Raw genomic sequence first — 26,522 nt, forward strand, 5'->3', positions numbered from 1 at the left:
GCTCCTTCCTTCTCCGACGTCGTGCCCGCACGGTCGGTCCTTGCCGCCGCACCGATGAGCCTGCGTCCTCCCGCCTCCCGCCGCCGGGTCCTCCTGGTCCTTCTTGCCCTGCTGGCCGTCGCCGGAGGGGCCTTCCTCGCCTGGCGCGCGACACGGTCCGACGCCACGCCGCCCGCGCCGGCCACCGGCGCAGGCAACGCCGCGACCGCCACCGACCCCGAGCAGCTGCGCTATCCGAAGGGCGCGGCCCAGCTCGCGATGATCCGCGCCGAGGCCATGCCGCGCGTGCCGCTGCCGCTGGCCGAACCGCTGAGCGCGCGCCTGGTCTACGACGAGGACGCGACGGCGCGCATCGGCGTCGGCTTCTCGGGCCGCATCGTCGCGCTGCGCGTGGGCCCCGGCGACAGCGTGCGCGCGGGCCAGGTGTTGGCCGACATCGATTCGCCCGACTACGGCACGGCGCGCGCCGACCTCGGCAAGGCGCTGGCCGACGAGAAGCGCAAGCAGCTCGCGGCCGAACGCGGGCGCGAGCTGGCGCCGGGCGACGCGATTCCGCGCAAGGACCTCGAGGCGCTCGAGGCCGACCATGCGCAGGCGGCGGAGGAAGTGGAACGCGCGCGGCGGCGGCTGCAGAACATGAATCCGCGCGGACTGCGCGGCGAGGGCCAGCGCCTGCAGCTGGTCAGCCCGATGGACGGGCTGGTCGCCGAGCGCACGGCCACGCCGGCGCTCGAGGTCGCGCCGGGCATGGCGGCGCCGCTGTTCGTGGTCACCGATCCGCGGCGGCTGTGGCTGATGATCGACCTGCCGGAACGACTGCTGGGCCGGATCAAGCTCGGCAGCGCGGTGAGCGTGGAGTCGGATGCCTATCCGGGCCAGCGCTTCGCCGCCAAGGTGCGCCAGGTCGGCCATGCGGTCGACACCAACACCCGGCGCGTGCCGGTGCGCGCGCAGCTCGACAACGCCGGGCTCGAGCTGCTGCCCGAGATGTTCGTGCGCGCGCAACTGCTGCAGGAAGATGGCAGCGGCGTGCGCGTGCCCAACGAGGCGCTGGTCAACCGCGGCGTGCACAACTATGTGTTCGTCGAGGAGTCGCCCGGTGCGTTCCGGCGCCGCCAGGTCGAACTGCTGGCACAGGGCAGCGACCGCAGCTACGTGCGCGAAGGCCTGGCCGGCAACGAGCGCGTGGTGACGGCGGGCGCGCTGCTGCTCGACGCCGAGCTCACGACCCGCGCGAGCGAGCGGCCGTGATGCAGCGGCTCATCGCCTTCGCGCTGACGCAGCGCGTCTTCGTGTTCGTGCTGGTCGCGGCGCTGGTCGGCTTCGGCGGCTACGCGGCCTCGAACCTGCCGATCGAGGCCTTCCCCGACGTGCAGGACGTGCAGGTGCGCGTGATCTCGCAGCGCACCGGCGCGGCGCCGCAGGACATGGAGCGCTCGGTCACGCTACCGATCGAGCGCGAGGTGGCCGGCATACCGCGGCTGTCGAACGTGCGCTCGGTCACGATGACCGGGCTGTCGATCGTGACCTTGACCTTCGCCGACGGCACCGACGACTACTTCGCGCGCCAGCAGGTGCTCGAGAAGCTCTCGACCGTCGACCTGCCCACCGGCGTGCAGCCGCAGCTCGCGCCGCTGTCGACGGCCGTCGGCGAGATCTACCGCTACACGCTCGAGGCGCCGGGCCTGTCGGAAGTGGAGGCGCGCACGCTGCAGGACTGGACCGTGCGCCCGTTCCTGCGCATGACGCCCGGCGTGGCCGACATCGTCACCTTCGGCGGTGCGCTCAAGGAATTCCAGATCGAGGTCGACCCGGTGGCGCTGCGCAAGTACCAGGTGACGCTGGACCAGCTCGGCCAGGCGGTCTCGAACGCCAACGGCAGCGCGGGCGGCGGGCTGATGCGCCGCGGCGACACCTCGCTGGTGGTGCGCGCCAGCGGGCTGTTCGACAGCCTCGCCGACATCCGCGCGGCGGTGGTCGCCTCGCGCCAGGGCCGGCCCGTGACGGTGGCCGACCTGGCGCAGGTGCGCGAGGGCGAGCGCCCGCGCCTGGGCATTGCCGCGGCGGGCCAGCGCGACAGCATCGTCGAGGGCATCGTCTCGATGACCAAGGGCGGCGACCCGGCCAAGATCAACGCCGAGCTGCGCGAGCGCATCGCGCAACTCGAGCCGCGCCTGCCGGCCGGCGTAAAGATCGTGCCCATCTACGACCGCACGCAGCTCGTGCACCACACGGTGGCCACGGTGGTCGAGAACCTGGTGGTGGGCGCGCTGCTGGTGGTGGCGGTGCTGGTGGTCTTCCTCTCGAGCTGGCGCGCCGCGCTGGTGGTGGCCACCGTGATCCCGCTCGCGCTGCTGTTCGCCTTCATCCTGATCACCGCGCGCGGCGTGTCGGCCAACCTGATCTCGCTGGGTGCGGTCGACTTCGGCATCATCATCGACAGCGCGGTCGTGATCGTCGAGGCGCTGATGGTGCGGCTCGCGGCCAAAACCGCGCTCGACGCCGATACGCCCGAGGCGCGCCACCAGCGGCTGGGCGTGCTGCACCACACGGTCAGCGACCTCGCGCACCCGGTGCTGTTCTCGAAGGCGATCATCATCCTGGCCTTCGTGCCGATCTTCACCTTCCAGCGCGTGGAGGGAAAAATCTTCACGCCGGTGGCCCTGACCCTGAGCTTCGCGCTGCTCGGCGCGGTGCTGCTGACCTTCACGCACCTGCCCGCGCTGCTGGCCACGGTGCTGCAGCGCCGTACCCTGGCCGAGAAGCACAAGCCCTGGCTGGACTGGCTGCAGGCGCGCTACCGCGGCCTGCTCGCCGCGACCATGCGCCACGCCGGCCGCACGCTGTGGCTCGCGGCGCTGCCCGTGGCACTCGCGCTGGGACTGGCACCGCGGCTGGGCAGCGAGTTCCTGCCCAAGCTCGACGAGGGCAACATCTGGCTGACCATCACGCTGCCGACCTCGGCCGCGCTCGAGACCACCAAGCAGGTGGAACGCAGCGTGCGCGCCACCCTGCTGACGTATCATGAGGTGGCGCGGCTGATCAGCCAGGTCGGCCGGCCCGACGACGGCTCCGACCCGAAGGGGCCGAACAACCTCGAGATCCTGGTCGACCTGCAGCCGCGCTCGGGCTGGCGCTTCGCGGGCAAGGAGGCGCTGATCGCCGACATGTCGGCCAAGCTGGAAGACATCCCCGGCATCAGCACCAACTTCTCGCAGGTGATCCAGGACAACGTCGAGGAGTCGCTGTCGGGCTTTCGCGGCGAGATCGTCGCGAAGGTGATCGGCAACAACCTCGACATCCTCGACGAGCTCGGCGAAAAGGTGGCCACCACCTTGCGCGCCATCCCCGGCGCCACCGACGTGGACAGCACGCGCATCGGCGGGCAGAGCGAGCTGGTCGTCACGCCCGACCGCGCGCGGCTCGCGCGCTACGGCCTCACGGTCAACGATGTCGACAACGCCGTCGGCCAGTCGATGTCGGGCGCCTCGACCACCAGCTTCTACGACGCCGACCGCCGCTTCGACGTGGTGGTGCGGCTCGCCCAGCAGCACCGCGACAGCGTGGACGCGGTGCGCGGCCTGCAGCTCGCCGTGGCCGGCACGCAGGTCGGCAACGGCCCGGGCACCATCTCGCTGGGCGAGGTCGCGAACGTCGAGGTGCGCCAGGGCGCCTCGCGCATCTTCCGCGAGTCGGGCTCGCGCATGGTCATCGTCAAGGTCAACCTGCTGGGCCGCGACCAGGGCAGCTTCGTGGAAGAGGCCCAGCGCACCGTGGCGCGCCAGGTCGCGCTGCCGCCGGGCTACCAGCTGGTGTGGGGCGGTCAGTTCGAGAACTCGCAGCGGGCCGCGGCCCGGCTCGCGGTGATCGTGCCGTTCACGTCGCTGCTGATCTTCTCGCTGCTGTTCTGGGCCTTCCGTTCGGTGCGGCTGGCCTCGCTGGTGTTGGGCATGGTGCCGTTCACGCTGGTGGGCGGGCTCGCGGCGCTCGGGCTCGCGGGCCTGCACCTGTCGGTCTCGGCCGCGGTCGGGTTCATCGCGGTGGCGGGCATCTCGGTGCAGAACGGCGTGATCATGGTCGAGGAGATCATGGCGCGCGTGCGCTCGGGCGCGGCGGTCGCGACGGCGATCGTCGAAGGCGCGACGACGCGGCTGCGCCCGATCCTGATGACGGCGCTGATGGCGGGCCTGGGCCTGCTGCCGGCCGCGCTCTCGCACGGCATCGGCAGCGAGACGCAACGGCCCTTCGCCTGCGTGATCGTGGGCGGCATCGTCACCGGCACGCTGTTCACGCTGCTGGTGCTGCCGGTGGCGATCCGCCGCTTCGGCGATTTCTACGACGAGCCGCAGCAGGCGCGCGAGGCGCGCCCGGCGGCCGCGCCCTGATGCACCGGAGTCCGCGATGAAGCACGCCTCCACCTCCCCGTTCCGTCCCCGCGTTCGATCGATGCTCGCGCTGGCCTGCGCGACGCTGCTGGCCGGCTGCACGGTCGGCCCCGATTTCCGGCGCCCCGATCCGCCCATGGCCAAGGGCTATGCCCCGTCGGCGCTGCCGCTCGACACCGTGTCGGCACCGGTGCCCGGCGGCGACGCGCAACGCTTCGCGCCCGGGCGCGACATCCAGGCCGACTGGTGGACGCTGTTCGGCTCGCCGCGCCTCGACGCGCTGATCGCGCGCGCGCTCGCGCGCAGTCCCACGCTCGAGGCCGCGCAGGCGGCGCTGCGCGCGGCGCAGGAGAACGTCTACGCGCAGCGCGGCTTCTTCTTTCCCACGGTCGGCATCGGCTACTTGCCCGCGCGCACCAAGATCGCGGGCAACCTCGGCGGCAACTCGCCGGGCGTGCAGGGCAACGGCAGCGTGATCTCCACCTATCAGGGCACGCCGGCCAGCGAGGGCGGCAGCGCGCCCTTCAACGCGCCGGTGATCTACAACTTCCACACCGCGCAGCTCACGGTCGGCTACGCGCCCGACATCTTCGGCGGCCAGCGCCGGCAGCTCGAGAGCCTCGAGGCGCAGGCGCGGATGCAGCACTACCAGCTCGAGGCCGCCTACCTCACGCTGGCCTCGAACCTGGTGGCGGCATCGATCCAGGAGGCGCTGCTGCGCCGGCAGCTCGCGATCGCCGACGGCATCGTCGAGGCCAACGAACAGTCGGTGGCGCTGCTGCAGCGCCAGCTGCGGGCCGGCTACGCGGCGCGGCAGGACCTGGCGCAGCAGGAACTCGCGCTCGCGCAGGCACGTCAGCAGCTGCCGCCGCTGCGCAAGCAGCTCGAGCAGACGCACAACCTGCTGCGCGCGCTGGCCGGCGACGGCCCCGACGAAGACCTAGCGATCGACTTCGACCTCGATGCGCTGGCGCTGCCGCGCGAGCTGCCGCTGGCCCTGCCCTCGCGCCTGGTCGAGCAGCGGCCCGACATCCGCGCCGCCGAAGAGCAGTTGCATGCCGCCAGCGCGCAGGTCGGCGTGGCGGTGGCCGACCGGCTGCCGCAGTTCTCCATCGATGCGAGTTGGGGCGGCGCGGCCAGCCGGCTCGGCGAGATGTTCCTGAAGTCGGGGCGCTTCTTCAGCCTCGCGGGCAGCGTCGGGCAGACTCTGTTCGACGGCGGCACGCTCGCGCATCGCCAGCGCGCCGCCGAGGAAGGGCTGCGCCAGGCCGATGCGCAGTACCGCGCGACCGTGATCGCGGCGCTGCAGAACGTGGCCGACACGCTGCAGTCGATCCAGGCCAACGCGCAGTCGCTGCAAGATGCGGCACTGGCCGAGGAGAAGGCCCGCGTCGCGCTGGACCTCACGCGGCGCCGTCTGCGGCTCGGCGACGTCGACCGCCTCGCGCTGCTCAACGCGCAGCAGGCCCACGACCAGGCGGTGCTCGCGCGCGCGCAGGCGCAGGCCGCGCGCCTGGGCGACAGCGCCGCGCTGTTCCAGGCCTCGGGCGGCGGTTGGTGGCAGCGCACGCCGAAGTCGTGAACGCGCCGCCGCTGGCCGACAATGGCGGCCCACCCGCTCGCCCGCCCCGCCGCCTCGCACCGCGATGCTCCTGCTGCTGATCGAAGACGACCCCGTGATCGCGCGGGAACTGCAACTGCGCTGGCGCCAGCGCGGCTGGGTGGTGCGCGGCTGCGGCGACCTCGCCGAGGCCGACCGCGCGCTCGCCGAGCGCGAGGTGCAGGACTTCGAGCTCATCGTGCTCGACCTCAACCTGCCCGACGGCGACGGCCTGGACTGGCTGCGGCGGCTGCGCCAGCGCGACCGCCTCACGCCCGCGCTGATCCTGACCGCGCGCAGCCGCGTGGCCGACCGCGTGCTGGGCCTGCAGGGCGGCGCCGACGATTACCTGGTCAAGCCCTTCGCGCCCGAGGAGCTCGACGCGCGCATCGAGGTGCTCGGCCGCCGCGCCCAGGTCGCACGCGGCGACCACCTGCACTACGGCCGGCTGACCTGGCGCGGCGACCTGGGCCGGGCCTATGTGGACGACCAGGCGCTCGACCTGGCGCCGCGCGAGTTCGAGGTGCTGGGCCTGCTGATGCAGCGCGCGCCGCGGCTGGTCGCCAAGCGCGCGCTGATCGATGCCCTCGCCGAACGCAACCTCGAGCTCGGCGACAGCGCCGCCGAGATCTACGTCTCGCGCCTGCGCCGCAAGCTGGTCGACGCGGGCGTGCAGGTGCGCACGGTGCGCGGCTTCGGCTACATGCTGGTGCTCGACACGGCCGCCCCCGGCGCGCCGCAAGCCTGATGGAAGCCTTGCCGTCGCAGCCGCCGCGCCGCATCCGCTGGTTGCGCCGCGAGCTGCTGCTGCGCCTGATGCTGCCGCTGGCCACGATGCTCGCCGTGGCCGGCGGCTTCGGCCTCCACTACACGCACGAGGTCATCGAGCGCGTGTTCGACCGCTGGCTGCTCGACGCCGCGCGCTCCAGCATCGCGCTGCTGCGCTACGACGACCGCGGCGTCGCGACGATCGACATGTCGCCGCAGCTCAAGGCCATGCTGCTGTTCGACGAGATCGACCAGAACTGGTACAGCGTCACGCAGTCCGAGCGCCTGCTGGCCGGACAGCCCGGCCTGCCCGGCGGCGGCACCGCGCGCGTACGCTACCGCCGCGGCGAAGCCTTCGATGCCGACTACCTGGGCCAGCCGGTGCGCATGGTGCGGGTCGAGCTGACGCGGCCCGGCGCCGCGCCGGTCACGATGCTGATGGGCGAGACGCTGACCAAGCGCCATCGCGCCGAGCAGGAACTCTGGGTGCTGCTGTGGCCCATGGTGGCGCTCGTGGTGGCGGCCGCGCTGGCGATCGCGATCGCGGTGCGCCGCACGGTGCGGCCGCTGCAGGCCATCGCCACGCGCTGGAACGAACAATCGCATGCCTCGCTCGATGCGATCGGCGTCGACGAAGTGCCGCGCGAACTGCAGGCCTTCGCGAGTTCGCACAACGAGCTGCTGGCGCGCATCCGGACCATGCTGGCACGCGAGCGGCAATTCGCCGCGACCGCGGCGCACCAGTTGCGCACCTCGCTGACCGGCCTGCAGCTCGGCCTGGCGCGCGCCACCGAGGCGCCCGATCCGCAGGCGATGCGGCGCATCGTCGACGAGCTCGGCGGCTCGATCCAGCGCTCGGGGCGGCTGGTGCAGCAGCTGCTGAGCTTCGGCGCGCTCGACCCCGAGGCGCGCGCCGACCTCGACCGGCGCCGCATCGACCTCGTCGCGCTGGCGCAGGACGTGGGCGCCACGCACATCGAGCAGGCCCTGGCCCGCACGATCGAGCTGGAGCTCGCCGCGCCCGAGCGGCCGGTGTGGGTCGCGGTGCAGCCCGAGCTGATCGCCGATGCACTGAGCAACCTGCTCGACAACGCCATCCGCTACACGCCGCCGGGCGGGCGCGTGCTGGTCGAGTTCGAGACCGAGCCGCCGGCGCTGCGCGTGAGCGACTCGGGACCGGGCATTCCCGAGGACGAACGCGAGGCCGTGCTCGAGCGCTTCGTGCGCGGCCGCGACGCGACCGGCGACGGCAGCGGCCTGGGGCTGGCGATCGTGCGCGACATCGCGGCGATGCACGGCGCCTCGGTCGTGCTGTCGGACAGCGCCTGGGGCGGGCTCGCGGTCACACTGCGCTTTCCGGCCGGCGACTGAGTACGGGCTCAGGGCCCTCGGCCGCAGGCGATGCCGGGCGCGCCGTGCTCGTCGCCGGGCAGCACGATGCCCCAGCGCATGCGCACGCTGCGTTCGGGCCCTTCGCCAGCCCAGGGCAGTTCGATCGAACCGCCGCAGTCCACGGTCTGCATCAGGGGCTGCAGCGGCGGGCCTTCGGAGCGGAAGGCCGGCGTGTCGAGCACCAGCACCATGCCGCCCTCGCGCGCCAGCGTGCCCGGCGCCAGCCACGGCGAGGTGCGCTCGTCGCCATCGATCAGCAGCCGTACGCCGGGGTCCATGCGCAGCGCGATGGCGCCCGCGAACCAGGTGTCGCCGACCAAAAGCCGCAGCGGCCGCTCGCCCATGTGCGCATGCCAGGTCGCCTCGACCGCGTCGGCGATGCGCCGCGTCGGCAGGTTGGCGCGCGTGACGTGGCCCAGCCGCGTGCTCCCCACGCCGTCGACCCAGGCATAGGCCCAGGCGGCCGTGACGTGCAACAGCGCCGCGACGGCCAGCATCGCGCCCCAGCGGCGCCGGCTCCAGCGTTCCGCGTCGAGCCAGGGCAGCGCGGCCGCCACCCACACGCCGGCCGGCAGGAAGAAGGTGGTGAGCCAGGCCGGCACCAGCCGCGAATGCAGCAGCACCGAGGCCGCCAGCACCAGCGCGGTGGGACCGAGGGTCGCCCAGGCGAGGAAGCGCCGGTCGAAGGCCGCGGGCATCGGTGCCGTTGGCCCCGCCGCCGCCTCGCGCCGCTGCGCGATCCAGGCCCAGCCGACGAACAGCAGCATCGGCGACAGCCGCGCGAGCTGCACCAGCAGCACGCGCAACGGCCGCGGCAGCAGGTGCCCGCCGGCCGGGCCATGGACCGCATGCACCGAATGGCGCGCATAGGCCACCGTGGTGTCGCCATGCTGCAGCACCCACCACAGGTGCGGCGACAAGAGCAGCAGCGCGAGGCCGCTGGCCAGCAGCAGGTCGCGCCGCACCCGCGCATCGCGCCACAGGCCCTGGCGGACCACGAAGCCCAGGCCCACGGCGAACTGCACCGCGGCGCTGTACTTGGTGAGCATCGACAGGGCCGCGAACAGGCCGAGCCAGACCCAGTCGGCGCGCCCGCTGCCGGCCGGCCGCAGCACGCGCCACAGCATCCACCAGTAGCCCGCGAGCGGCAGCAGCTGCACCGTGTTGTGGTTGTAGACCACCGCGCGCTGCACGTGGTAGGTGACCAGCGTGCCCAGCAGCAGCGCGAAGGCGGCGCGCGCCGGCGTCATCATCTCGCGCGACCAGCGCCACAGCAGGTAGAGCGCGCCGACGCCGCAGCCCACGCCGGCCACGTAGGTCAGCCACGGCTGGCGGCCGAACAGCGCCAGCGGCAGGCTCAGCAGCCAGCTCGGCAGCGGCGGATGCTTGTAGTAGCCCCACTGCAGGCTGCCGCTCCAGAACAGCTCCTCCACGTTGTCCCACGGTGGCGTGAGGTCGAGCGCGACCATCGGCCAGGCCCAGGCGAGCACCAGCGCGACGAGCAGCGCGGGCACCCAGCGGTCCAGCGGCAGGCGTGCCGCCGCGGCGGCGGGAAGAAAGCGGCCCGGCACGGGCGTCGATCCAGGATTCATGGGCGCGATTTATAGGGACCGCACCCCACCGCCGCCTGACTTCGCGCGGCGCTCACCACGCGTCGGCGGGCGCCGGCCGCGAGAGCGGCTGCAGCGGCGCCTCGCAGTCGCGCACGTCGACGCGCACCGTATCGCCGACCCGCAGGTCCGGCGGCAGGCGCGTGGTGCCGAGCGCGCGCGTGCGCAACCCGCCGTCGTGGTAGCGCACGACCGCATAGGGTTCGTTCGCGCCCGCCTGCGGCGCGCAGTCGCGGTACATGGCATGCGCGAGCTCGCCGGCACGGCCCAGGGCCTCGACGCGCCCGGTGCGCCAGCCCGCCACGAAGTCGGCATGGCTGGCCCCGAGCCCGGCGCAGCCGGCCAGCGCGAGCAGGCCGGGCGCCAGCGCGCAGGCGATGCCACGCATCAGCCGCGTGCCCCCACCGCGGCCGTGGCCTGGATCTCGACGCGGTACTCCGAATCGATCAGCCTGGCCCCCACGGTGGCGCGCGCGGGCGTGTGGCCGGCGGGCACCCATTCGTCCCACACCGCGTTCATGGCGGCGTAGTCGCCCACCGTGCGCAGGTAGATCGTGACGCTGACCAGGTTCTCGCGCGTGGCGCCCTCGGTGCCGAGCAGGTCGTCGATCTGGCGCAGCACCTGGCGCATCTGGCCGGTCACGTCGAGCGAGGGGTTCTCGGCCACCTGCCCCGACAGGTAGAGCAGGCGGGCGGTGCCGAGGTCGACGGCCACCATCTCGCTGAAGCGGGGGCCCATCTCGTGGCGGACGATGTTCATGGCGTTGCGGACGAAGAGGATGCGAGGGAGGAAAGCGTCGGCGACGGCGGCTCGGCGGGTGCGTTCCACCAGCCGCCGCCGAGTGCCTGGAACAGCGCGGCCGCATCGCCGAGCCGCTGCGCGCGCGCCTGCACGAGGTTGATCGCGGCTTGCGCCTGCTGCTGCTGCGCGAGCAGCAGCGCGAGCGCGCTGGCATCGCCCCATTGCAGCTGCGCGCGGGTGCGCGCGAGCGCCTGCGCGGCGGTGCGCTCGGCGCGCAGCGCCGCCTGCAGCGCACGCGTGTCGGCGTCGATGGCGGCCAGCGTGTTGGCCACGTCCTGGAAGGCCGCGAGCACGGTCGCACGGTACTGCGCGGCCGCCTCGTCGAACGCGGCGCGCGCGGCCGCCTCTCGGTGGCCGAGCGCGCCCGCATCGAACAGCGGCTGCGCGACGCCGGCCGCGACGGTCCAGAACATCGCGGGCGAACGGAACAGCTGCGACAGCGTGTAGGCCGAGGAACCGAGGTTGGCGCTCAGCGTCACGGCCGGCAGCCGCGCGGCCACCGCCACGCCGATGGCGGCACTCGCGGCCTGCAGCTGGGCCTCGGCCGCGCGCACATCGGGCCGGTGCTCCACGAGCAGCGCGGGCAGCGAAAGCGGCAGCTCGGCGGACAGCTCGAACGCATCGAGCTCGAAGCGCGGCGCGGTGTCCTCGCCGGGATAGCGCCCGCCGAGCACCGCCAGCAGATGGCGCTGTTGCGCGAGCTGCTTGTCGAGGCCGGGCAGCGCGGCCTCGGTGGCCGCCAGCAGTGCCGCCTGCGCATCCACGTCGGCGTCGGCGACCTGGCCCAGCGCGCGCTGGCGCCGGTAGGCCTCCAGCACCTGCGACTGGCTCTCGGCGATCGCCAGCGTGGCGCGCCGCTGGGCGCGCAGCGAGGCCTCGGCGATCGCGGCCGCCACCACGTTGCTGCCGAGCGTGAGCCGCGCGGCCAGTGCCTGGAAGCGCTGCACCTCGGACTGCGCATGCGCGCCCTCGACCTGCCGGCGCGTGGCGCCGAACACGTCGGGCGCATAGCTCACGCTGAGCTGCGCGGTGTGCAGCGTGTAGAGGCTCGCGTTCGACGACACCGGGCTCGCGACCGCGTTCGCCACGCGCTGGCGCGTGGGCGAGAAGCCGGCCGCCAGCACCGGCCAGAAGGCGGCGTCCTGGGCCGCCTCGTTTTCGCGCGCCGCGCGCAGCGCCGCGTCGGCGGCCTCGACGCCGGGATTGCCGGCCAGGCTGCGCACCACCAGCGCATTCAGCGGCTCGCTGCCGAAGGCGGCCCACCACTGGGCCGGGATGTCGAGGCCGGGCGACAGCCGCGGCAGCGGCACGCCCTCGCCTTCCTCGGCCACGGGCGGCGCGGCCGTGTAGCGCGCGGGCAGGTCCAGCGGCGGGCGCGCGTAGTCGGGGCCCACGGCGCAGCCGGCAAGGCACAGCGCGACGGCCAATGCAACAGGGATGCTCTTGTTCATCTCGTTCCCTCCCCTTCAGCGATCGCGCCGCGGGCGCAGGCCCCAGCCCTTGCGCTCGAACAGCCGCTCCATCGCGTAGTAGAAGGCCGGCAGGATGAACAGCGTGAGCAGGGTCGACACCACCAGCCCGCCCACCACGACCGTGGCCAGCCCGCGCTGCACGTCGGTGCCCACGCCAGTGGCCAGCGCCGCGGGCAGCATGCCGACCGAGGCCACCGAGGCCGTCATCAGCACCGGGCGCAACCGCTCGGCCGCGCCCTCGAGCACCGAGGCCCGCAGCGCCAGCCCCTCGCCGCGCACGCGGCGGAAGTTCGCGACCATGATGATCCCGTTCTGGATCGACACGCCGAACAGCGCGATGAAGCCCACCGCGGTCGCCATGTTGAGGGTCTCGCCCGCGAGGTGGACCGCGATCAGCCCGCCGAGCGTGGCCATGGGCACCACGCCGAGGATCAGCGCCACGTGCCGGATCTTGCCGAACTGGAAGAACAGCAGCACCGCCATGATCGCGACCACGATCGCGAGCGACACGCCCAGGCGCGCCTGCGCGCGCTGCTGGTTCTCGAACTGGCCGGCCCACTGCAGCCGGAACTTCGCCGGATCGAAGGGCACCTCCTTCGCGATGCGCGCGCGCGCCTCCTCGAGGTAGGAGGCCAGGTCGCGGTCGCGGTTGTCCACGCGCACCGTGATCTGGCGCTCGTTCATCTCGTGCGAGATGGTGCTCTCGCCGGTCTGCAGCCGGATGTCGGCCACCTGTGCCAGCGGCACCTTGGTGCCGTTGGAACCGTTGAGCAGCAGCGCGCCGAGGGCTTCGGTGCCGCCCTTGGCGCTGCGCGGCAGCTTCACCGACACGTTGTAGGTGCGCGCGCCCTCGTACACCGCGATGACCGGCGCGCCGCCGATGCCGGTCTGCACCAGGCTCGCGACGTCGGCCGCGCTCACGCCGCGGCGCGCGGCCGCCTCGCGGTCGAGCCGGATCACCACCTGCGGGATCGGCGGCTCCTGGAACAGCGAGGCCGAGGCCGTGCCGCGCACCGTGCCTAGCAGCTCGACGATGCGGTTGCCGATGCGCCGGCTCTCGGCGAGGTCGTCGCCGTAGATGCGCAGCACCAGCGGGCTGTGGGCGCCGCCGACGGCATCGTTCACGCCGTCGATGATCGGCTGGCTGATGCCCACGTCGAAGCCCGGCATGCGCGCGAAGCGCTCGCCCAGCATGCGCACGAAGTCGGCCTTGTGCATGCCCGCGGGCCATTCGGCATAGGGCTTGAGGCCCACCGGCACCTCCATGTGCGAGGGCGTCCAGGGGTCGGTGCCGTCGTCGTTGCGCCCGAGCTGCGTCACCACGTACGAGACCTCCGGGTACTCGAGCAGCACGTGGCGCAGCTCGGTGGCCATCTCGCTGGCCTTGTCGAGCGACAGGCCCGAGGGCAGCTGCACCTGCAGCCACAGCGCGCCCTCGTCGATGTCGGGCAGGAACTCGCGCCCGGCCGTGGCGCCGAGCACGGCCACCGCCAGCAGCGCGGCCACGCCCAGGCCGTAGGCGATGGCCGGCATGCCCAGCAGCAGGTCGAGCGCGCGCCGGTAGGCCGCGGTGAGCCACAGCAGCGGCCGGTTGACGAAGGGACGCCGCGGCTTGCGCAGCGCCACGTAGGCCAGGCTCGGGATCAGCGTGAGCGCGCACAGCAGCGCGCCCACCAGCGCGTAGCCGACGGTGAAGGCCATCGGCCGGAACAGCTTGCCCTCGGCGCGCTCGAAGGCGAACAGCGGAAAGTAGGCCGTGATGATGATCAGCGTGGCGAAGAAGATCGGCCCCGAGACGTGGCTCACGGTCTCGAGGATGTTGCCCTCGGTGAGCGTGGCATCCGGCTCTTCCTCGCGCCGGCGCAGGATCGCCTCCATCACCACGATCGCGCCGTCCACGATGATCCCGAAGTCGATCGCGCCGAGCGAGAACAGGTTGGCCGGCATGCGGGTGAAGTGCATCACGATGAACACCGTCACCAGCGACATCGGAATCGCCATCGCCGCCACCACCGCGCTGCGCGGGCTGCCGAGGAACAGGATCAGCACGAAGCACACCAGCGCCATGCCCTCGAGCACGGTGTGCGTCACCTTGTCGACCGTGAGCTTCACCAGGTCGTCGCGGTCGATGTAGGGCACGATGCGCACGCCCATCGGCGCGAGCTCGGCCTGCAGCGCGTCGATCTTGCGATGCACGCCCTCGAGCACGCGCGAGGGGTTCTCGTACTTGAGCATCAGCACGATGCCCTCGATGGTGTCGGGGTCGGTGTTCTTGCCGAGGATGCCGCCGCGCTCCTGGTGCCCGAACTGCAGCCGCCCGAGGTCGCGCACCAGCACCGGCGCGCCGCCGCTGTTCGACACCATCACCGCGCCCAGGTCGTCGAGCGAGCGGATCTGGCCGATGCCGCGCACCACGTAGCTCTGCTCGCCGCGCGCGATGCGCCCGCCGCCCGCGTTGGCGCTGCCGTTGTTGATCGCCGTCACCACGTCGTTGAGCACCAGCCCGTGCGCCTGCAGCCGCGCGGGATCGAGCTCGAGCTGGAACTCGCGCGTGAAGCCGCCGAAGTTGTTGACGTCGACCACGCCCGCCACCTGCTTGAGGGCCGGGATCACCTTCCAGCGCTGCAGCTCCGACAGCTGCATCAGGTTCATGCGGTCGGACTCGAGCGTGTAGCGGTAGATCTCGCCCGCCGGCCCCGCCACCGGCCCGAGGCCCGGCTGCGCGCCCGCGGGCAGGCTGACCTGGCCGATGCGCTCGGTCACGCGCTGGCGCGCGAAGTAGTCGTCGGTGCCGTCCTTGAAGGTCAGCGTGATCAGCGACAGGCCGAAGGTGCTGCTCGAGCGGATCGAGGCCAGTCCCGGCGTGTTGCTCAGCGCGCGCTCCAGCGGCGTGGTGATCTGCTGCTCCATCTCCTCGGAGGCCAGGCCGTTGACCTGCGTCGTCACCTGCACCGTGACGTCGCCGAGATCGGGATAGGCCTCGACGGTCATCTGCGTCCACGACCAGGCGCCGAACAGCACCAGCGCGACCGACAGCGCCCAGGCCAGGTGGCGGCGGCGCAGGAACTGGGAAATGACGAGGTTAATCATTGAGCAGCACGCCGCCCTGGACCACCACGCGCTCGCCGGCCGCGAGGCCGCTGCGGATGCGCACCCGCTCGCCGTCCTCGCGCCCGAGCTCGACCGGGCGCCGCTCGAAGGTCCACGGCCGCACCTCCACGAACACGCTCACGCTGTCGTTGTTCATCAGCAGCGCCGAGCTCGGCACCTGCGGCTGCGCGGCCTGCGGCAGCTCGAGCTCCGCGCTCGCGAACATGTTGGGCCTGAAGCTGCCATCGGCGTTGTCGAAGGCGATGCGCGCGCGCGCGCGGCGCGTGTCGGCATCGAGCAAGGTTCCGACGAAGCCGACCGTGCCCGCGAAATGGCGTCCCGGCTGCGCGGCAAGCGTCACCGTCGCCTGCTGCCCGGCGGCGACCTGCCCGAGCAGGTTCTCCGGCACGCCGACGGTGACCCAGACGCGCTCGAGGTTGGAGACGGTCATCAGCGCCGCGTTGGTGTCGTTGAGCACCGCGCCGCGCGCGACATTGAGCGCGGTGACGGTGCCGGCCATGGGCGCGACGATGCGCAGCACCCGGCCGTCGCCGCCGTCGCCGGCACCGATGCCGCGCAGGCGCGCCTCGCTGCGCCGCAGCTCGGCCGTCTGCTGGACCACCGCGCTGCGCGCCGCCTCCACGTCCTTGGCCGCATTGGAGCCGGCCTCGTTGACGCCCTGCGCCCGCGCCAGCGCGCGTTCGGCCAGCGCGAGCGCGTCGCGCGCCTTCTGCGCGTCGGCCACGGCCTGGGCGAGGTCGGGCGAGCTCATCGTCGCGAGCAGCTGGCCCGCGCGCACCGTGTCGCCGAGGCGCACCTCGAGCGCGAGCAGGCGCCCGGCCAGCGGCGGCAGGATGTTGACGGTGCGCGCCGGGTCGGCCTCCACCGTCGCGGGCAGGGCAAGCCGATGCGAGCTCGCGCTCTCGCCGACGGCGTCGACCCGCAGCCGCTCGCGCAGCGGGGAGCCGGCGGGCACGCTCAGGCGGTGGCCTTCGCGCACCAGCAGCGGCACGGGCGCGGGCACGGCGGGTGCACCGCGCGCGGCGGCATGGAACCAGCCGGCGTACAGGGCCGCGCAGGCCAGGGTGCCGGCAATGGCATGCGCGAGGATGATCTTGTGGGGAGGCTTCTTCATGGCGATGAATGCGTCGCGGCGCGGCTGGCTGCCGGCACCGGCGCGAGCGTAGGAAAACGCGGCTGAAGATTTCCCCAAGAAATCCTGAAGACGGCTTCAGGATCGCGGCAGCGGGCGGTCAGGTTGCGGCACGATGATCGCCACCATGCGAATCCTGCTGATCGAAGACGACCGCAAGGCGGCCCGGCTGCTCGCGCGCGGCCTCGAGGAGGAGGGCTTCGTGGTCGACACCGTGCACAGCGCCGAGGAAGGCGACGAGCGGGCCTTCGTGCAGGCCTACGACCTGCTGATCCTCGACTGGATGCTGCCGGGGGGCGACGGCCTCTCGCTGTGCCGCGAGCTGCGCCGCCGCGGCTGCGCGACGCCGGTGCTGATGCTCACGGCCCGCGATGCGCTGCGCGACCGCGTGGAGGGCCTGAACACCGGCGCCGACGACTACCTGACCAAGCCCTTCGCCTTCGACGAATTGCTGGCGCGCGTGCGCGCGCTGCTGCGCCGCCCGGAGAGCATGCGGCCCGCGATCCTGTCGCTGGCCGACCTGAGCCTCGATCCGCAGCGCCAGCGCGCGCAGCGCGGCGGCGCGGTGCTGGACCTGACGCACAAGGAGTTCGCGATCCTGCACATGCTGCTGCGGCATGCGGGCGAGGTGGTGAGCCGTGCGCGCCTGGCCGAGCAGGTCTGGAAGGACGACCTGATCGGCATCGACAACCTGATCGACGTGCATGTGGGCAACCTGCGCCGCAAGGTCGACGCGGCACCGGCGCCGCCGCTGATCCGCACCGTGCGCGGCCGCGGCTTCCGGCTCGCGGCGGACGACGGCCATGCTTAGCCTGCGCCGGCGCCTGGTGCTGGTGCAGGTGGGCGTGACGGTCGCGGTCATGGCCATCGCGGCCTTCGGCGCCTATGCGGTGTTCGCGCGCAACGTGCACCGCGAGCTCGACGCCGCGCTGCTCGCACTGGCCGAGACCGAGCTCGGCATGCTGCTGTCGGCCGACGCGGGCAGCGCGGCCACGGTGCACGAGGCGCCCTCGGGCCCGGGCGCGCCCTCTTTCGTGCGGCTCGACCGGCTGGTGCAGATCGTCGGCCCCGACGGCCGCGTGCTCGCGCGCAGCACCAACCTCGGCGAGGCCCAGCTGCCGATCCCGCCGCTGCTGCGCGAGAGGCTCGCCGCGGGCGAGACCGTGTTCGAGACCCTCGAGGGCTTCGGCGAGGAACCCACGCGCATGGTCTCGGTGCCAGTGCCCGGCCGCGCGGCGACGCTGGCGGTGCAGGTGGCCGGCTCGCTCGACGACGTCAACCGTACGGTCGCGATGGCCAGCGTGCTGTTCCTCGTGCTCGGCGGCGCGCTGCTGCTGGCGCTGGGACTGGCCGGCACGCTGATCACGCGGCGCGCCTTCCGCGCCATCGACGAGGTGGTGCAGCAGGCGCACCGCATCAGCGACGCCAACCTCAGCGAACGGCTGCCGAGCCCTGGCACGGCCGACGAGGTCGGCCGGCTCGTCGAGACGCTCAACGCGATGCTGGCGCGCATCGAGCACGGCATGGAGGCGCAGCGGCGCTTCACCGCCGATGCCTCGCACGAGCTGCGCTCGCCGCTGTCGCGGCTGCGCACCGAGCTCGAGCTCGCGCTGCGCCGGCCGCGCGAACCGGCGGCCTACGTCCAGACCCTGCGCTCCGCGCTCGACGAGGTGGAGTCGCTCACGCTGCTGGTCGAGGAGCTGCTGGTGCTGGCGCGCATCGACGCGGGCCAGGAACGCGAGGCCGCGGAGACCGTGGCGCTCGACCGGCTGGCCGAGGAAGCGGTGCGGCGCCTCGAGCCGATGGCGCGCGAGCGCGGCATCCGGCTGCGGCTGGAACTGCAAGCGCCGGTGGCGGTGCGCGTGGCGCGCGGCGCCGCGAACCTCGCGCTGGCCAACCTGCTCGACAACGCGCTGAAGTTCTCGCCCGACGGCGGCACCGTCCACGTCGACGTGTTCGCGCCGCCCGGCGGTGGCGAGGCCGTGGTGCGCGTCGCGGACCACGGCCCGGGCATCCGCAACGACGAGCTGCCGCACCTGTTCGAGCGCTTCTATCGCGGCGCCGGCGCGCGTTCGGACGAGGCCACGCCGGGCCTGGGACTTGGCCTCGCGCTGTCGCAGGCGGTGGTCCAGGGGCATGGCGGCCGCATCGAGGCCATGAACGCGCCGGGCGGCGGCGCGCGCTTCGAGCTGTGGCTGCCGCTGGCCGCGGCGCAGTCGGAGCCGGCGATGCTGACCCCGCACTGACCGCGCGCAAAGGGTCGCGTCGCGCACATGGAATTGAGTGCTTTCTTATGCACAAGCTCGTAATCTCCAGCTCATTCTTCGTCACGGCACCCGAGGTGCCGCCGGTCCATCCATGAACGCCCCCCTCCCCGAATCGAGACTGCAGAGGCCGCGGGTCGCCATCCCGAGCATCTCGTGCGTCGTGCCGTGCTTCAACGAGGCGCGGAACCTGGGCGCGCTGCTGCCGGAACTCGAGCGCATGCTGCGCGCCACCGGGTTGCGTTGGGAGGTGATCGTGGTCAACGACGGCAGCACCGACGACACCGACCTCGTGCTCGGCGCCTGGTGCGAGCGGCCCGGCATCCGCAGCCTCTCGCTGTCGCGCAACTTCGGCAAGGAAGCGGCCCTGACCGCCGGCCTGGGCGCGGCGCGCGGCGATGCGGTGGTGCTGCTCGACGGCGACATGCAGCACACGCCCGCGCTGGTGCGCGCCATGATCGACCAGTGGCGCGCGGGCGCGGAGGTGGTCTACGCGGTGCGCGAGGACCGCCGCGACGAGGGGCCGCTGAAGACCTGGAGCACGCGCCTGTTCTACCGGCTGCTCAACGCCTCCGACCGCTTCGCGGTGCCGGAGAACGCCGGCGACTTCCGCCTCATGGACCGCAAGGTGGTCGATGCGCTGCTGAAGCTGCCCGAGCGCAGCCGCTTCATGAAGGGCCTGTACGCCTGGGTCGGCTTTCGCGCCGTGGCACTGCCCTACACGCCGGCGCCGCGCGCCGAGGGGCGCAGCCGCTTCAACGCGCGGCGCCTGTTCAAGCTGGCGCTCGACGGCCTCACCTCCTTCACCACCTGGCCGCTGCGCATGGTCAGCGTGGCCGGCCTGATGCTCGCGGTGCCGGCCTTCGGCTACGGCAGCTACGTGGTCTTCGACTACATGTGCTTCGGCAACGAGGTGTCGGGTTGGTCGACCATCGTCGTGAGCCTGATGTTCTTCATCGGCGTGCAGATGATCTCCACCGGCATCCTCGGCGAATACGTGGCGCGCATCTTCGAGGAGGTCAAGGGCCGGCCCGTCTACGTGGTGCGCGAGCAGCGCGGCCACGGCCTGGAAACCGAGGAGCCATGACCGCGCCCGCGGCAGCAACGCAACGGCTTTGCATCTGCGCCGACGACTTCGGCATGAGCGCGGGCATCAACGCGGCGGTGCTCGACCTGATCGCGCGGCGCAATCTCTCGGCCACCGGCTGCCTGGTGCTGCGCGAGGCCTGGCCGGACGGACTGCCGGCGCTGCGGCGCATCGATGCCGCGCGCGTCGACGTCGGACTGCACCTGGACCTCACGCCGCCACGGACCCCGGGAGCCGAGGAACCCGGCCTGGGCCCGCTGGTGCTGCGCTGCTATGCGCGGGCCATGCCGCGGACGCGCCTGCGGCAGACCATCGCCGGGCAGCTCTCGCGCTTCGAGGACGGCCTGGGCCGCGCGCCCGCCTTCGTCGACGGGCACCGGCACGTGCACCAGCTGCCGGTGGTGCGGGAGCTGCTGCTCGAGGAGCTGTCGCGCCGCTACGCGGCGGCGCCGCCATGGCTGCGCAACACCCGGCCCGGCGCCGTCTCGCTCAAGTCCCGGGTCATCCACGCGCTGGGGGGCCGCGCGCTGATGCGCGAGGCCGCACGCCGGTCGATGCCGACGAGCCGAAGGCTGCTCGGGGTCTACGACTTCGCGGACGACGCGGATGGCTACCGGCGGCGGCTGCTCGGGTGGCTGTCCGAAGCGCGCAGCGGCGACGTGCTGATGTGCCATCCCTCGCTGGCCGGGGATGCCGGCATGCCGCACCAGACGGCGAGGCTTGCCGAGTACACGGTGCTGGCCGCCATGGCGTTCCCATGGCGCGATCCGCGCGGCGGGCGGGTCGAACTCGCGCCGTGGTCGGCAGGCGCGCGTCATGCAGTTTGATCGGCCCGGTCATGCCGCGCGCCGACCCGGCTTCGTATCCTCGGACCATTGAACGAGAGACAAGGTCCGCGCCGCTCCAGGTGGCCAGGGCCACACGGAGACCGACTTGCCATCGAACGAACCCGTCCTTGACGGCCTGGCGCGCTTCGCCGCCGAGGCCCCCGCGCGACCGGCGGCCATCCTGGCCGAGACCGGCGAAACGCTGGACTACCGCAGCCTGCACGAACGCTCGGCGCGGCTCGCGCGCTTTCTCGCGGCCCGGCTCGAGGCCGGCGAGGTGGTGGCGATCCTGCTGGGCAACCGGCTCGAATACTTCGAGCTCACCTTCGCCGCGCGCCGCGCCGGCCTCTACTACGTGCCGATCAGCACGCACCTCACGCCGGGCGAGATCGAGTACATCCTGCGGGACTCGGGCGCGCGCATCCTGCTGACCGAGACGGCGCTGCGGCCCTGGGCCGAACGCGCGGCCTGGCCGGAACAGCTGGAGGCGGTGCTCTGCATCGACGCCGAAGACCCGGTCGAAGGCGCCGCGAGCTACCGCGCGTTGGTCGAGGACGACGGTCCGGTGCCGCCGCTGCCCGACCGGCCGCTGGGCCTGGACTTCGCCTACTCCTCGGGCACCACCGGCCGGCCCAAGGGCATCAAGCACAAGCTCGAGGACCAGCAGCTGCGCAAGGCGCTCGCGGGCGACTGGCTCTCGTTCTTCGCCTTCGATCCCGCGAGCGTCTATCTCTCGCCCGCGCCGCTCTACCACGCGGCGCCGCTGCGCTTCAGCGTGCGCTGCGTGGCCTTCGGCGGCACGGTGGTGCTGATGCGCCGCTTCGATGCCGAGGGCGCGCTCGCGGCGATCGCGCGCTGGCGCGTCACCCATTCGCAATGGGTACCGACGATGTTCATCCGCCTGCTCGCGCTGCCGGCCGAGCGCCGCGCGGCCCACGACCTCTCGAGCCACCGGCTGGCGCTGCATGCGGCCGCGCCCTGCCCGATCGAGCTCAAGCGCCGCATGATCGACTGGTGGGGCCCGATCGTCTGGGAGTACTACACCGGCTCGGAGCGCGCCGGCGCCACCGCGATCTCGGCGCCCGAATGGCTCGCGCACCCCGGCTCGGTGGGCCGCGCGAAGCAGGGCGTGCTGCACATCGTCGGCGACGACGGCGGCGAATGCGCGCCGATGGTCGATGGCCTGGTCTGCTTCGAAGGCGGCCCGAGCTTCGCGTACCACAACGATCCGGTGAAGACCGCCGAGACCCACACGCCGCAGGGCTGGGGCACCTTCGGCGACATCGGGCACGTGGATGCCGAGGGCTACCTCTACCTCACGGACCGGCGCGCCAACATGATCATCTCGGGCGGCGTGAACATCTATCCGCAGGAGGCGGAAAACCTGCTGCAGGACCACCCGCTGGTGCACGAGGTGGCCGTCATCGGCGTGCCGCATGCCGAGTTCGGCGAGGAGGTGAAGGCCGTGGTCCAGCTCAAGGACCCCGCGCTCGCCGATGCCTCGACCGCGCAGCAGCTCATCGAGCACTGCCGCGCCCACCTGTCGGCCATCAAGTGCCCGCGCAGCGTGGACTTCGCGACCGAGCTGCCGCGCACCGAGACCGGCAAGCTGCTCAAGCGCGTGGTGCGCGACCGCTACCGCGCGCTCGCGGCACCCGCTTCCCAACCGTGACGGAGACCCGACCATGACGATCGACATCGGACGCAGGCACTGGACGATGGCCCTGCTGGCCTCGCTGGCCGGCCTGCCCGAGCTGGCCGGTGCGCAGCCGGAAACCCGGCCGCTGACGCTGCTCGTGCCCTATGCCGCCGGCGGCGCGGCCGACCCCGTGGTGCGCCCGCTCGCGCAACGCCTGCAGGAGGTGCTCGCGCGCACCGTGCTGGTCGACAACAAAGCCGGCGCCAACGGCCTCATCGGCACGCAGTACCTGCTGCGCCAGCCGCCCGACGGGCTGACGGTGCTGTTCCACATCACGAGCCTGATCCAGAACATCGCGCTGTCGCGCGGCAAGCCGCCCTACGACTTCGCCAAGGACATCGAGCCGCTGGTGCTGCTGGGCCGCCAGGCGGTGGTGCTGGTGGTGCCCGCGTCGAGCCCCTACCAGAACCTGGCCGAGCTCGCGCGCGCGGCCAAGGCCAACCCGGGCAACTTCTCCTTCGGCTCCTATGGCGCGGGCTCGACCTCGCACATCTACGGCGAGCAGCTGCGCGCGGCCTGGAACATCGAGATGCCGCACGTGGCCTTCCGCGGCACCAGCCCGCTGCTGCAGGACATGCTGGGCGGACGCGTGCCGATGGCCTTCGTCTCGGCCGCCACCGCGATCGAGCGCCAGGGCGACAAGGGACTGCGCTCGATCGCGGTGGCGCACAGCAAGCGGCTGACGGCGCTGCCGCAGGTGCCGACGCTGCACGAGCTCGGCTATGCAGGCTTCGACTACACGGGTTGGTGGGGCCTGTTCCTGCGCGCGGGCACGCCGGCGCCGGTGGCCGAGCGCCTGCGCAACGCGATCCGCGCCATCCTGCAGGAGCCCGACATGGTCGGCCGGCTGCAGCTCGCGGGCCTCGAGCCCAGCAGCGAGACGCCCGAGCAGATCACCGCCGCGATGCAGAACGAGTACCGCCACTGGGAGGCGCTGAGCCGGCGCTTCAACATCACGGCCGATTGACGGCGCCGCGCGTGCGGGCGGCGCGACAATGCGAAGCGCATGCCCGCGCCTTCCCGCACCAGTCCGCACCCGCCCGCTTCATGACCGCCGCCCCCGGCCCCTCGCCGAGCGCCACGCCGCCGCCGATCGCCGGCTGGTTCGTGCAGCTGTTCCTGCGCAGCGCGGCCCTGCCGCCGGCGCAGGCCGAGGCGGTACTGCGCCGTTCGGGCATCGATCCGCGGCAGCTGGATGCGCGCGGGTTGCGCGTCAGCGAACAGGCCTTCACGCGCTTCCTGATCCTGCTGGCGCGGCGCGCGCGCGACGAGGCCTGGGGCATCGCCTCGCGGCCGATACCGCCGGGCACCTTCCACACCCTGTGCCGGCTGATCGTCAATTGCCGCACGCTCGGCGAGGCGCTGGTCGTCATCGGCCGCTTCTATGCGCTGGTGGTCGACGACTTCTCGATCAAGATCCGCCGCGAAGGCGGCGAGGCCATCGTCTGGCTCAAGCCGCTGCGCGCGCTCTCACCCGAGCGGCATGTGGCGCTGCATGGGGCGACCATCTTCCTGCTCTACCAGTTCATGTGCTGGCTGGTCGACCGCCGCATCCCGCTGACCGCGGTGGAGTTCTCGTATCCGCGCCGGCCGGCCAGCGCCGAGACGCTGCGCACCTACGACACGCGCGAGATCCGCTTCGAGCAGCCGTTCACCGCGCTGCGGCTCGAATGCCACCTGGCCTCGCTGCCGATCATCGGCGGCGAGGAGCGCCTGAGCCGCTTCCTCTCGGAAGCGCCGCGCATGCTCATCACCCGCTACTACGACCAGAGCCGCGTCAGCGACCGCGTGAAGTCCATCCTGCGCGCGCAGGTGGGCACGCCGATGAGCCTGGACGACGTGGCGGCCCGCCTCCACATGACGCCGGTGACCCTGCGACGGCATCTGGTCGACGAGGGCTGCGGCTTCTCCGAACTGCGCGACGACGTGCGCCGCCGCGCGGCGCTCGACATGGTGCGCCAGGGCCATGTGAAGCTCGAGACCATCGCGCTGCGGCTGGGCTTCGCCGAGTACAGCACCTTCCATCGGGCCTTTCGGCGCTGGACCGGCACGGGGCCGACCGAGTACCGGGCCAACCCGCCGGCCTCCTGATTCAGGGTCCTGGCCGCGCCCAGTCCGCCAGCCAGTGCGCATCGGCCACCACCGATGTCGCGGGGCGCGGCAGCGAAGGTGAATGGCTGAAGCGCGGCGCCGGCGCGGGCTGCAGTTCGCCTTCGAGTTCGACGAAGGTGCCGCGCGCCACGAGGTGCGGATCGCGCGTGCTCGCGCCGAGGCTGTGGACGGGCGCGACGCAGGCGTCGCCGCCTTCGAACAACGCCTCCCAGTGCGCGCGTGGCTCGCGCGCGAACAGCGCCTCGAGCGCGCGCGCCTGCTCGGGCCAGCGATCGCGATCGTGCTGCGCGAACGCCTTGGCATCCAGGCCCAGGCGCGCGAGAAATTCGGCATGGAACTGCGGCTCGATCGCGCCCACCGCCAGGTGCAGCCCGTCGGCGCAACGGTAGCTGCGGTAGTACGGCGCGGCGCCATCGAGCACGTTGGCCTGCCGCTCGTCGCGCCAGCGCGAGGCGGCGCGCAGGCCATGGATCAGCGACAGCAGCGACACCGCGCCGTCGCAGATCGCGGCATCGACGACCTGGCCGCGCCCGCTGCGCGCCGCCTCGTGCAGGGCCGCGAGCACGCCCACGGCCAGGTAGAGCGCGCCGCCGCCATAGTCGCCGACGAGGTTCAGCGGCACGCTGGGCGCCTCGACGGGACCGATGGGATGCAGCCCGCCGGCGACCGCGAGGTAGTCGATGTCATGGCCTGCCTGGTGGCTGAGCGGGCCGTCCTGTCCCCAGCCGGTCATGCGGCCGAACACCAGCGCGGGCCGCAGCGCGAACAGCTCGGCGGGGCCGAGCCCCAGCCTTTCCATCACGCCGGGACGAAAGCCCTCGATCGCCACGTCGGCATGGCGCAGCAGTTCGCGCGCGGTCGCGAGTCCTTCCGCCGCGCGCAGGTCGAGCGCGAGGCGTTCGCGGCCACGCATCGTCGCGCCGCGCTCCATCTGCGCCGCGCCAGGCCGCTCGATGCGCGCGACCCGCGCGCCCATGTCGGCGAGCAGCATCGCGGTGAAGGAGACCGGGCCCAGGCCCGCGAACTCCACGACCCGCAGGCCGCGCAAGGGGCCGGCGGGCGATGATGGCGTGTTCTTCGACGTGTCGTGCATCGCCGCATGGTGCCGTCGCGCTTGCACGGCCGCGATGACCGCCACGCTCGTTCCCCATGACCCCTGCGCGCCGCGCCATGCGGGTTGCGCGCGGCGGTCATGGCGCGGGCCAGGCCGGCCTTTCATCATGGCGCTAACCAAAGGAGTCGAACATGAAAGCATGGGTGAGTCATCGCCCCGGGGGACCGGAGACGCTGGTGTGGCAGGAACTGCCGGACCCGGTGCCCGCCGAGGGCGAGGTGCTCGTGAAGATCGCCGCGGTGGGCGTCAACTATCCCGACGGGTTGCTGATCCGCGACCTCTACCAGGTCAGGCCCGAACGGCCCTTCGTTCTGGGCAGCGAGTTCTGCGGCGTCGTGGAACAGGCGGGCCGGGGCGTGTCTGGGCTGCGCGAGGGCGACCTCGTCATCGGCCGCTGCGGCTGGGGCGCCATGGCCGATCGCATCGCCGTGGCCGAGCAGCGCTGCGTGCGCGTGCCGGCCGACACGCCGCGCACGCAGGCGGCCGCCTTCATGTTCGCCTATGCCACCGCCTACCACGCGCTGTGCGACGCCGCCCAGCTGCAAGCGAAGCAGACGGTGCTGGTGCTCGGCGCCGCGGGCGGCGTGGGGTCGGCCGCGGTCGAGGTCGCGCATGCGCTGGGGGCCCGCGTGGTGGCCGCCGTGTCCTCGCCCTCCAAGCTGGCCTTCGCGATGGCGCGCGGCGCGTCGGGCGGCCTCGTCTACGAACAACAGGTCGAAGGCCGGGAGGCGCAGCAGGCGCTCGCGCGCCGCATCAAGGAGGCGGTGGGCGGCGACGGCTGCGACGTGGTGTTCGATCCGGTCGGCGGCGGCTACACCGAACCGGCCTTGCGCAGTCTGCGCCGCGGCGGCCGCCACCTGGTGGTGGGCTTCACCGCTGGCATCCCGAGCGTGCCGCTCAACCTGGCGCTGCTCAAGAGCCGCCACATCGTCGGCGTGGACTGGCGCAGCTTCGTGCAGGAAGACCCGAAGCTCAACGACCGCAACGTGCACTCGCTGCTCGCGATGTGGCGCGAGGGCCTGCTGCAGCCGGAGGTGACCGAGACCTTCGCCTTGGCCGATGCGCCCGCGGCCATCGCGCGACTCGATGCGCGCGGCGCGCTCGGCAAGATCGTCGTGGTCGCGTGAAGGCGGCGGCCTCCCGGGCCG

Annotated in this window: 20 protein-coding genes; 13 read left to right on the forward strand and 7 right to left on the reverse strand. The window is 72.8% G+C overall.

Annotation, left to right across the window (positions count from 1 at the left end):
- Positions 1-54: 54 nt before the first annotated feature.
- The 5 genes from ACODT0_RS22930 (at position 55) to ACODT0_RS22950 (ending at position 8,124) form a co-directional block, all read left to right on the forward strand.
- Positions 55-1,251, forward strand: coding sequence for an efflux RND transporter periplasmic adaptor subunit (locus tag ACODT0_RS22930; protein ID WP_489042347.1), 1,197 nt, complete (start codon positions 55-57; stop codon positions 1,249-1,251).
- Positions 1,251-4,385 carry an efflux RND transporter permease subunit gene (locus tag ACODT0_RS22935; protein ID WP_489042348.1) on the forward strand — a complete coding sequence of 1,045 codons (3,135 nt, stop codon included), beginning with the start codon at positions 1,251-1,253 and terminating at the stop codon, positions 4,383-4,385. Before ACODT0_RS22930 ends, ACODT0_RS22935 begins: the two co-directional genes overlap by 1 nt.
- Before the next feature lie 16 nt (positions 4,386-4,401).
- Positions 4,402-5,967: an efflux transporter outer membrane subunit gene (locus ACODT0_RS22940; RefSeq protein WP_489042349.1), complete on the forward strand. Its 1,566-nt coding sequence runs from the start codon at positions 4,402-4,404 to the stop codon at positions 5,965-5,967.
- Between the two features lie 64 nt (positions 5,968-6,031).
- Positions 6,032-6,733 (forward strand): response regulator, encoded by a 702-nt coding sequence (locus ACODT0_RS22945; RefSeq protein WP_489042350.1) that lies wholly within the window; start codon positions 6,032-6,034, stop codon positions 6,731-6,733.
- Positions 6,733-8,124 (forward strand): sensor histidine kinase, encoded by a 1,392-nt coding sequence (locus ACODT0_RS22950; RefSeq protein WP_489042351.1) that lies wholly within the window; start codon positions 6,733-6,735, stop codon positions 8,122-8,124. Before ACODT0_RS22945 ends, ACODT0_RS22950 begins: the two co-directional genes overlap by 1 nt.
- A gap of 8 nt (positions 8,125-8,132) precedes the next feature.
- Here the strand turns inward: ACODT0_RS22950 and ACODT0_RS22955 are convergent, their stop codons facing one another.
- Genes ACODT0_RS22955 through ACODT0_RS22980 form a run of 6 tightly spaced genes read right to left on the reverse strand, consistent with a single transcriptional unit; the run spans position 8,133 to position 16,253 of the window.
- Positions 8,133-9,737: a glycosyltransferase family 39 protein gene (locus ACODT0_RS22955; protein ID WP_489042352.1), complete on the reverse strand. Its 1,605-nt coding sequence runs from the start codon at positions 9,735-9,737 to the stop codon at positions 8,133-8,135.
- Positions 9,738-9,789: 52 nt separating this feature from the next.
- A complete protein-coding gene (locus ACODT0_RS22960; protein WP_489042353.1) occupies positions 9,790-10,143 on the reverse strand; it encodes a hypothetical protein in 354 nt (117 codons plus the stop codon).
- Positions 10,143-10,514, reverse strand: coding sequence for a RidA family protein (locus ACODT0_RS22965; protein WP_057595081.1), 372 nt, complete (start codon positions 10,512-10,514; stop codon positions 10,143-10,145). The genes ACODT0_RS22960 and ACODT0_RS22965 overlap by 1 nt, the downstream gene beginning before the upstream one ends.
- Entirely contained in the window at positions 10,511-12,007 is a 1,497-nt protein-coding gene (locus tag ACODT0_RS22970) for an efflux transporter outer membrane subunit (protein WP_489042354.1), read from the reverse strand. The genes ACODT0_RS22965 and ACODT0_RS22970 overlap by 4 nt, the downstream gene beginning before the upstream one ends.
- Positions 12,008-12,022: 15 nt before the next feature.
- Positions 12,023-15,118, reverse strand: a complete 3,096-nt coding sequence (locus ACODT0_RS22975) for an efflux RND transporter permease subunit (RefSeq protein ID WP_489042355.1) — start codon at positions 15,116-15,118, stop codon at positions 12,023-12,025.
- On the reverse strand, positions 15,111-16,253 hold the full coding sequence (locus ACODT0_RS22980; protein WP_489042356.1) for an efflux RND transporter periplasmic adaptor subunit: 1,143 nt from the start codon (positions 16,251-16,253) through the stop codon (positions 15,111-15,113). The genes ACODT0_RS22975 and ACODT0_RS22980 overlap by 8 nt, the downstream gene beginning before the upstream one ends.
- 145 nt (positions 16,254-16,398) lie before the next feature.
- On the opposite strand from ACODT0_RS22980, the gene ACODT0_RS22985 reads away from it, so the two are divergent.
- From ACODT0_RS22985 to ACODT0_RS23015, 7 genes are all read left to right on the forward strand, one after another.
- Positions 16,399-17,082, forward strand: a complete 684-nt coding sequence (locus tag ACODT0_RS22985; protein WP_489042357.1) for a response regulator transcription factor — start codon at positions 16,399-16,401, stop codon at positions 17,080-17,082.
- The gene (locus ACODT0_RS22990) at positions 17,075-18,517 is read left to right on the forward strand and encodes a sensor histidine kinase (RefSeq protein WP_489042358.1); all 1,443 of its coding nucleotides are present in this window, start codon (positions 17,075-17,077) and stop codon (positions 18,515-18,517) included. Before ACODT0_RS22985 ends, ACODT0_RS22990 begins: the two co-directional genes overlap by 8 nt.
- Before the next feature lie 112 nt (positions 18,518-18,629).
- Positions 18,630-19,622, forward strand: a complete 993-nt coding sequence (locus tag ACODT0_RS22995; protein ID WP_489042359.1) for a glycosyltransferase family 2 protein — start codon at positions 18,630-18,632, stop codon at positions 19,620-19,622.
- Positions 19,619-20,449: a ChbG/HpnK family deacetylase gene (locus ACODT0_RS23000; RefSeq protein ID WP_489042360.1), complete on the forward strand. Its 831-nt coding sequence runs from the start codon at positions 19,619-19,621 to the stop codon at positions 20,447-20,449. The genes ACODT0_RS22995 and ACODT0_RS23000 overlap by 4 nt, the downstream gene beginning before the upstream one ends.
- A 106-nt stretch (positions 20,450-20,555) precedes the next feature.
- Entirely contained in the window at positions 20,556-22,121 is a 1,566-nt protein-coding gene (locus tag ACODT0_RS23005; RefSeq protein WP_489042361.1) for an AMP-binding protein, read from the forward strand.
- A 13-nt stretch (positions 22,122-22,134) separates the two neighbouring features.
- Complete coding sequence (locus ACODT0_RS23010; RefSeq protein WP_489042362.1) at positions 22,135-23,115, forward strand: Bug family tripartite tricarboxylate transporter substrate binding protein; 981 nt, start codon at positions 22,135-22,137, stop codon at positions 23,113-23,115.
- 80 nt (positions 23,116-23,195) lie between these two features.
- Positions 23,196-24,239 (forward strand): AraC family transcriptional regulator, encoded by a 1,044-nt coding sequence (locus ACODT0_RS23015; protein WP_057595090.1) that lies wholly within the window; start codon positions 23,196-23,198, stop codon positions 24,237-24,239.
- Position 24,240: 1 nt separating this feature from the next.
- Here the strand turns inward: ACODT0_RS23015 and ACODT0_RS23020 are convergent, their stop codons facing one another.
- The gene (locus tag ACODT0_RS23020) at positions 24,241-25,353 is read right to left on the reverse strand and encodes a CaiB/BaiF CoA transferase family protein (RefSeq protein ID WP_489042363.1); all 1,113 of its coding nucleotides are present in this window, start codon (positions 25,351-25,353) and stop codon (positions 24,241-24,243) included.
- Between the two features lie 152 nt (positions 25,354-25,505).
- Between ACODT0_RS23020 and ACODT0_RS23025 the strand changes: the two genes are divergently transcribed.
- Positions 25,506-26,501 (forward strand): NADPH:quinone oxidoreductase family protein, encoded by a 996-nt coding sequence (locus tag ACODT0_RS23025; protein WP_489042364.1) that lies wholly within the window; start codon positions 25,506-25,508, stop codon positions 26,499-26,501.
- Positions 26,502-26,522: the final 21 nt, after the last annotated feature.

The sequence above is a fragment of the Variovorax sp. FG153 genome (genome assembly GCF_057809595.1).